Raw genomic sequence first — 6,201 nt, 5'->3', positions numbered from 1 at the left:
CCCCGCAAGCATTCCGTGAGCAATGGGTACCGACCGAGTTCGAGCAGCAACTACAACTCGCATAGCCGGTGGACCTGCCATCGGGGCCCAGTCAGGGTCGATCCGCCCCGGCATCATAACCGCTGGTGACGGACTCTTAGTCGTTACATCCCGCTGGCAGGCTGAGTGCCATGGCTATGCGTGTGTGCGAGCGATGCGGCGGTGACCTGGGTGCACCGCGCAAGGGTCCGACCCCGCGCTACTGCTCCGGCCGCTGCCGCGTGGCGGCGCACCGCGAGGGAAGTCGTCACGAGTCGGTATAGTGCTCGAGCGCGCGGTACAGCGGGCCCTTGGTTTGATCGAGGGCGGTCTCGCCGCCGTCGTGGTGGACAGCTGCTCGCCCACCACGGCAGCTCGGACTCCACACCGGCCCAATCCGAGCCCGACTGCCCGGACCGGCCCCCCTTCTAGCGCGGCCAGGGCGTTGAGGATCAACTTCCTGCTGGGTGGCCAATCCGGTCATCACGCGATCTCCTCGTCGGTGTCGAAGTAGTCACGTCTTGGTGCGAAACCTTCCGCGTAATTGATGCAAGCTTTGAGAAGGCAATCCCTGCGTCATTCCAACCATTGGTTTTATCCCCTTCACCACGCTCAAGGCGCTGTCGAGTCCACCCAATGATAGCTAGAATTAAGATTTACGATCGCAACACGCTCTGACCAGGACGGGACGATGGGCTACTATCCAAGCCCTCAAATGGACCAAACCTCGAGGGCATCGCAAGTTGGAAGAAAAGATAGACTGACAGTAGTTGTTTCTATTCTCGCTCTACTTGTCAGCCTTGGCGCCCTGCTATCGGCGGTTGGTTCATGCTACCAGAGTAGGGATTCCAACGAAATCGCCGATAATGCACGCGTCATCGCCAGCAGTCAAGCGGCGCTTGCTCAACGTGAGGCAAAGGGGGAATATACTCCCGCCTTCACGGTAACGTACGAGCCTTCCGAAAAGCTGACGAACATAGTTGAGGTTACGACGCCCAGCGAGGATAAGTTTGAACTAAATAAAAAAGAACTCCAGGCTTCTACAACATGGCTGAACATACACCTTATAAATACAGGAAATAGACCCGTCATCATCCTGGACGTCGGGCTCCTGTATAGTCGCGAGGGAAATGGGATTTGGTTTCGGAGGCATGAGCATGAAATTCCGAAATACTGCGATAATGCTTCCAACGATAGAGACATACGGTGTTATCAGCTTCCCTTGGTTATTGCCACGGGCGGCTGGCAGATGCTGCGATGGCCAATTTGGATGGATGGGCCAGAACTACTCGCGCACAAGGCTGTAAATCCGATCACAATCGGCATCCAATGGCAAAATGGCAGATCGGTATACGAGACCAACCTCGTGGTCCACTAGCAAATGCCTATTTCGCAAGAGAAGTCGAGTGCGCGCACGTCGAGTACACTTCGAGCGCGTCAGGTCATCCTCTCCGAGCTGCGCACCCGCGACCGCTGGGTGATGTGGAAGCAGGCCTACCGCGGCGGCCTGCCGACGAAGGTCCCGATCCAGCCGACCGGCAAGCCCGCCTCGTCGACGAACCCCGCGACGTGGTCACCCTGGCCGCGAGTCCGTCCGGCCGCGCGTAAGGGCTACGTACTTGGCGAGGCGTCGGCTGCATCGACTTGGACCATTGCCTCGTGAACGGCGAGCCGACGCCAGCCGCGCTGAAGTTCCTTGCGACGCCGCCGCCGACATACATTGAGGTTTCGCCGAGCGGGGATGGCCTGCACGTCTGGGGTCGGCTGCCCGAATGCCGAGGCCGCCGCTACGTTACGCCCGATGGTCAGCATGCTGAGCGGCCCTCGGTCGGCCGGTACGTCACGGTGACGGGGCGGCCGTTTTCCAACTCGGTCCGCCATTTGGCCGATCTCGCCTGCGTCGGGAGATGCTGACCTACCCCCAAGGCAGCCAGGAGAATCGGCCCTCCGCGACCATGCCGAATACGATGCCGGTAGCGGTGATCAAGATCCCGCTGAGGGCAATGCTCAGATCCGTAAACGCATCGATCTTGCTGCTCGCGCGCAGGTCGGCTATCGCTTGGACCGCAGCCTTCTCTGCGCGCGTCCTCTGGGAACGCCCGGTGGCCTCGACTTGATCAATCCTCTGGCGCAAGGCGTGTATGTCGTTGCTGATTGCCTCGAACTGGCCCGCGAGTTGCTGGATCTGGATCAGGACCGGTCTGCCCGGGTCGACTGCTGATCGCACCGATACCGTGGCGTTGTTGGCGGCCGCTGATGCCTCAGCCGCTGAAACGACGACCGCCGCGCTGCGGCGCAGGCAAGGAAATACCACCGCCAAGAAGTGCTTGGTCCGGTTGATGATGTACTCGGTCGATCTCGTGATCCGTTGTCGAAGGCGCCTATTCGAGTTCCGATTCCACGCGAACCAGAGGCCGTAGAACGTGACCAGCGTGCCGCTCAGCTCAAGCCAATCTCCGATGGTGTCCACGTCGTGACGGTAGCGCCGCGGAACCACGCCGATCATCATTTGCATCTGCCAGCCGCCCTGGTGACGGTTCGAGAGCCCTGGAGGTTCATATGGCATCGAAACCGCTGCACCGAAGGGACTACATCCCGGCGGGCGGAAACTGCGGACCGACATCGTCGGCAAGTGGGAGTTGCGCCCCGATGAGCTGCGCGTCCTGCGAGAGGCTGCGCGCGAGGTCGACCTGATCGACGCCCTTGAGTTGGCGTTGTCGAAGGACTCGATCATGATTTTGGGCTCGGTGGGTCAGCGTGTGGTCCACCCGCGGGTGACCGAGCTGCGTCAGCATCGCGTGACGCTGGCCGGCCTGCTGCGCCAGCTGAGGCTGCCCGACGCTGGCGGCGAGAGCGAGAAGGATTCGCGGAGCACGGCGGCCCGCGCCGCGGCGAACGCCCGCTGGGCGACTCGTGGCCAGAGCGCGTAGCGCTGGCCCTGCTCTCATCTCCACTGCTGAGTACGAATTCGCGGAGATCATTGCCTGGTACGAGGAGCAACTCGCTACCACGGTGCCGCCGGTCGACCTCGAATACGACCCGGTCAAGATCGGCCCGGTCTGGCAGTGGGACAACGGGTGGGTGCTGCCCGAGCCCCGGACCGGGGTTCGCGAGACTGATCCAATAGGACCGGTTGGTATTATCCTGGCTGTTTGCGAGCGGCTTTCGAGTTCGCGAAGGGACCGGCGATGGCGGCGAAGCGGGAGTGACGACGCTGCCGCGTTACGCCGCGATGCTGGCGGCGCCCGGCGTCTTGCCCAGCGACGATGACCGGTGGGCCTACGAGGTGAAGAAGCTGTTCAACGCCACGTCGTAGCCGAACGATGGTGACAGCAGAAACGGAGTCCGCGCCGGAATCGGCTCCGCCGCAAGCCATCCAGCCCACTCATCAGCGGTCAGCGAGGCAAACGACGGCGGGGTCGATGGGGTCAGCAGCTCGCCCGGGAAGTAGCACAACCTCCAACCGGAAACAGGCACCGCGACAACCTAGACACCGGACGCCGCCGACACGCCGAGATTGGACGATCGCGGTCACTGACCAGTTCAACTCTGTCCGACTTGTCGGTTGCCGACGTGGTGGGACCACCACGTCGGCAACCGCGGAATCACCGCAGCCGTACTGAAGTGAAGCAGATTATCGCACTGTCGATTCGCGAACACAGCGTTCCCGAACGACCGATATGCGCCGTTTCCGGATATCAGCGGTCGGGTTCGACGAGTCGATCCCGCCAACCGGGCTATCGCCGACCGGTGGTTCCGCCGGGCACCACCGGAATCTGCGGTGGTGTCCAATCCCAGATGCGGGCGGCCTTGCGTGCGGCGACGCCGGGTCCGGCCAGTCGGGTAAGCGTCGTCATCGCACCGTAGGTGACAGGGTTGGTGGCTAGGCTGACCTTCGGATCGGTGCGAGCCATCCGCTGGACCCGTTGGCTGCGGTGACGGCGCTGTCGATCGTATTCGGTCAAGGCCGAGGAGATTTCGGTGTCGCCTGTGAGGCAGGCGGCGAGGACCGCCGCGTCCTCGAAGGATTGGCCCGCGCCTTGGGCAAGGAACGGTGTCATCGCGTGGGCGGCGTCGCCGAGCAGCGCGACCCGGCCGTCGGTGTAGTTCGGCAGCGGATCGAGATCGTCGATATCGTTGTGCAGCAGAGAATTCGGCGGCGTCGCGGCCAGTAGCGCCGGGATCGGATCGTGCCAGTCGCCGATCCGGCGACGCACCTCGGCCGGATCGTTGGCATAGTGGGTGCGCGGTTGGGGTTCACGGACGGCGAGGAACCAGAACACGCGTTCCTGTGGCAGTGGATGTCCGCCGACCCTGGCACCGCGACCCCAGGTCTGGAAACCGTCGACCGGCCAAACCGAGCCGGGTTCGGTGACCCCGCGCCAGCAGAGGATTCGCTGATAGACCGGTCTCGGCACACCCGGCCACAGTGCGGTGCGCACGGCACTGTGGATGCCGTCAGCACCAATGAGCAGGTCGGCCACGATCTGCCGCAGCCCGTCCGTGGTCCGGTAATCGACGGCCACCCCGAGCGGGTCCTGAGCGATTCCGGTCACCTCGGCGTCGATTTGCACGCTGTCGGCGCCGAGATGCTCGAGCAGGGCCCGATGCAGGTCGGCTCGATGGTTGGCCAACAGCGGCGTGTCACGTCCTTCGCGGAAACGCATCAGGTAACGTCCTGACGGAGTCAGCAGGTTCGCCGCCGCCCGTGTCGGCACCGAGACCGAACGCATCACGTCGCCGAAGCCCAACGCATCGGCTGCGCGCACCGAATTCGGCGCGAACGACCAGCCGGCCCCGGCCTCACGCAGTTCCGCAGCGCGCTCCAACACCGTCACCGACCACCCGGCTCGTCGCAATCCGATAGCCGCGGCGAGTCCGCCGATTCCCGCTCCGGCCACGATCGCCGATCTCGTGTTCATCGGTCACCCGCGCGAGTCGAAGACAGCGGCTCATCGGTGAATCGCTTTGCCATCCAGTCGTATACGTCGTGAGCTGCGCGTAACCGCTGCGCGCGAGCGCTGCCGCTACCAGCCAGATCCATACCGTCGGCCGCGACATCACGAAAGGCGACGAGGCTCGCCAGCCTGCGCCGCACCACGATCTCCCAGGAGTCGTCGTCCACGCGGTAATAGTTGGTACGTTCACCGGGTTTGGTGCGTCTGCGGACGAAACCCGCATCGGTGAGCACCCGCATATTGGTCGCCAGCGAGGCTCGGCTCGCCCCGATTGCATCGGCGATCTGCCCTGCCGACTGTTCGGCGGGATCGCAGATCATCAGCCACCCGAGGATGCGGCCGGAGATAGGTGGCACCCCGTATTCGGTCGCGAAGAACATTGCCACCCGCTCAACCCACTCCAGCACCCGGTCCGGTTCCGGATCCGACTCGGCCATTCGGCTACCTTTCATGATTGTCTAGGTATTTCAGTATTAACTGAAATACCTAGACAATGCAAGATGTCAATCCGATCAGGTGCTCACTCATCGGCTACCGAGCAGTCTCGGGTGACCTTGCCATCCGTGGCGTCAACCTTCTGACCTGCCAGATCGTGCCTAGAGGTTGATTCAAGACATCTGGTCATTGACCGGCTATACACAACCGAGCTGGCGTGGGCTGCGACCGGACAAACGGCCTGAGCAGGTCCAGCGCGAGGACGCTCCCCGTGCCACCTGAGCCGTGACCGCGGTTCCGAAGCCACTCCAGCGGTTTGAGATTCAGCTCGGACCATCCGCGCCAAAGCACTCGGATCGCTGTCCCGGTGATTCACACGGTGATGGCCAGGTTGAAGTAGATGTTCGCGAATAGTGTCGTTTGGTATCTGATATTGCCGCACAGACAACCGCCTTCATACATCAGACTCTTCCCCTTTCGCTCGAATGTCTTTGACACCATAGAAACTCAACGTTTGTGTAGCGAGCCGCGACTTGGCCGTTCAATCACGCGCTGTCCCGCAATCGTCCAACAGGATCGACCATGGGACCGACAACTTTGGCGGATCGGTGAGTGTCGCAACCTTTCTTATGTCCAAATTTCCGGAGGAACGCCCGATAGCGCTGGACTGCCCCAGCAACTTGCCCCGGTCCAGGTGGCCTGTCCCCGGTGAATGAGTCCGTCCAGTTTTAGGGTCCTTGTTGGCCCTGGTTGGGGCTGGAAGGGACACTGAAGGACATGGCAGGACGGA

Annotated in this window: 7 protein-coding genes; 3 read left to right on the top strand and 4 right to left on the bottom strand. The window is 62.5% G+C overall.

Features of this window, described 5'->3' with window-relative positions; translation table 11 throughout:
- Positions 1-709 precede the first annotated feature (709 nt).
- Both ACIBG0_RS41945 and ACIBG0_RS41940 read left to right on the top strand, forming a co-directional pair.
- Positions 710-1,396: a hypothetical protein gene (locus ACIBG0_RS41945; protein WP_397041202.1), complete on the top strand. Its 687-nt coding sequence runs from the start codon at positions 710-712 to the stop codon at positions 1,394-1,396.
- 3 nt (positions 1,397-1,399) lie between these two features.
- Entirely contained in the window at positions 1,400-1,681 is a 282-nt protein-coding gene (locus ACIBG0_RS41940; RefSeq protein WP_397041200.1) for a hypothetical protein, read from the top strand.
- A gap of 252 nt (positions 1,682-1,933) precedes the next feature.
- Here ACIBG0_RS41940 and ACIBG0_RS41935 read toward each other — a convergent pair whose 3' ends face one another.
- On the bottom strand, positions 1,934-2,527 hold the full coding sequence (locus ACIBG0_RS41935; protein WP_397041197.1) for a hypothetical protein: 594 nt from the start codon (positions 2,525-2,527) through the stop codon (positions 1,934-1,936).
- Between the two features lie 130 nt (positions 2,528-2,657).
- Here ACIBG0_RS41935 and ACIBG0_RS41930 point away from each other — a divergent pair, with 130 nt between their 5' ends.
- On the top strand, positions 2,658-2,948 hold the full coding sequence (locus tag ACIBG0_RS41930; protein ID WP_397041194.1) for a hypothetical protein: 291 nt from the start codon (positions 2,658-2,660) through the stop codon (positions 2,946-2,948).
- A 349-nt stretch (positions 2,949-3,297) separates the two neighbouring features.
- On the opposite strand, the gene ACIBG0_RS41925 is transcribed toward ACIBG0_RS41930, so the two are convergent.
- From ACIBG0_RS41925 to ACIBG0_RS41915, 3 genes are all read right to left on the bottom strand, one after another.
- Positions 3,298-3,495, bottom strand: a complete 198-nt coding sequence (locus ACIBG0_RS41925) for a hypothetical protein (protein WP_397041191.1) — start codon at positions 3,493-3,495, stop codon at positions 3,298-3,300.
- 260 nt (positions 3,496-3,755) lie between these two features.
- Entirely contained in the window at positions 3,756-4,940 is a 1,185-nt protein-coding gene (locus ACIBG0_RS41920) for an FAD-dependent monooxygenase (RefSeq protein ID WP_397041188.1), read from the bottom strand.
- Positions 4,937-5,413: a GbsR/MarR family transcriptional regulator gene (locus ACIBG0_RS41915; protein ID WP_397041185.1), complete on the bottom strand. Its 477-nt coding sequence runs from the start codon at positions 5,411-5,413 to the stop codon at positions 4,937-4,939. The genes ACIBG0_RS41920 and ACIBG0_RS41915 overlap by 4 nt, the downstream gene beginning before the upstream one ends.
- Positions 5,414-6,201 lie beyond the last annotated feature (788 nt).

It is taken from the genome of Nocardia sp. NPDC050630, from assembly GCF_044457245.1.
Classification (GTDB): domain Bacteria; phylum Actinomycetota; class Actinomycetes; order Mycobacteriales; family Mycobacteriaceae; genus Nocardia.
Note: the sequence above shows the minus strand (reverse complement) of the source record. Positions and strands in the feature narration are given on the sequence as shown.